Raw genomic sequence first — 1,503 nt, 5'->3', positions numbered from 1 at the left:
TCAGTAAACCAAAAAGTTTTTAAGAGAAGAGCGATCGCTAAAATACTTATATCTTTTGATACTTCTTGATATGTAATTCTCTAACCGGCAGACACAGTATAGATTATGATTACTTATGATTAGTTGGTCGAGAGATTTTCAGTGCTAACCTGTTGGAATATAAATGCTTTCAACTACTTGATATTTGCGCTGTAGGGCTTGAGATAAAAAGGCCAACATCTGTTTAAGTGTAAAAAGTGTGCGATAAATTAATCGACTCCCTTTCCTTTTACGACTGATTCTAAGCCAAAGTATATTCACCCAAATATTAACTAAAAGAAAGGATATGCCAAGGAATAGTAATCTCAAAACTGGATTTTTATTATTAGTTTTAATTCGGCAAATATTTTTCAGCCGATAGCTAGTTTCAATACCAAATCTTTTTCGATAATCTTCATAGATATAATTTAAATTTGTTTTGATTTTATAAGTAACATAAGCAAAGTATTGCACTCCATACTTTTTACGCTTCCCCTTTCTATACTTACAGACAATCCATAAGTCAAAGGTGACTGAATCATCTTTGTCTCTTGTAATTGTATAGGTAGTTTTATAACTTTTTTTACCCTTTAAAAGCTGCTTGATTCCTCCTTGCTTTCCTGTTTTGACAGCAGGCATAATAAATGGAATATCTAATGCTTGTAACCATCTAATTACAGGAGTATTAAAAAAGCCTCTATCCAGGTATAGCTTTTTTACATTTATCTTAAGGGAGTCAAGTTCTGCTAATAAATAAGTAATTATAGCGGCACTAGTATCTAGTTGACGAACTCCCCTAACAGCAAGGGTTACACGCTTATTTTTGGTAATTACATATAAAGTTGCATAGGCGTAAAATGAATGCGTACCAGATTTTGCTTGACTTCGATATATGTAAGGTAATTCCTCCGATGTTGGCTTACCATAATAGCAAATTAGATTTAAATCAATCGCTATTTTTAAACAGCCTTTTTTTAATCCTAAAGGGATTCGGCTTTTCAATGCCAGGTTAATTTGCGCCTCTAATTCTTCAAAATTATTGATTTTATTGAGATGATATCTAATATCATTGGCTGTCGGAACATTCTTTAATAGTTTAGCTGTGTTCTCAATACTATCTCCACTGCTGGCTGCTTTTATGAGGATCTCAAATAAAGTTTGCTGGTCACATACTCCTTGAGTTTCAATCGAAAAATTTTCTACTAAACACTTTAGGACTTCATCAAGGGTTTCTGAGTCTGTTAAAATTGGTTCTTCTGTAGACTCGCTCCTCTTGGCTTTTCGTCGAGATGAAACAGTCAATTTTTTCAGCCAATATACGACATACTACTTTAATCATTTCATATTTTGAAGTGCTGTAAAATATGATAACTATTTTTTATGTAATGAGTATTTTATAATACTTGCTTCTCTGTACTCGTTTATTGGTGATATCTCCTATATACCTAGTGATTCGCCCTTTTGGGAAAACTTTTTGGTTTACTG

The 1,503-nt window shown here is 32.7% G+C and carries 1 protein-coding gene; it reads right to left on the bottom strand.

Features of this window, described 5'->3' with window-relative positions; translation table 11 throughout:
* Positions 1-144: 144 nt before the first annotated feature.
* Positions 145-1,320, bottom strand: coding sequence for an ISH3 family transposase (locus ACM0OS_RS28870; protein WP_414546602.1), 1,176 nt, complete (start codon positions 1,318-1,320; stop codon positions 145-147).
* Positions 1,321-1,503 lie beyond the last annotated feature (183 nt).

The organism is Nostoc sp. CCY0012 (assembly GCF_963920855.1).
GTDB lineage: Bacteria > Cyanobacteriota > Cyanobacteriia > Cyanobacteriales > Nostocaceae > Cyanocohniella.
The sequence above is the reverse complement of the archived record's forward strand: the minus strand, read 5'-3'. Positions and strand labels throughout refer to the sequence as shown.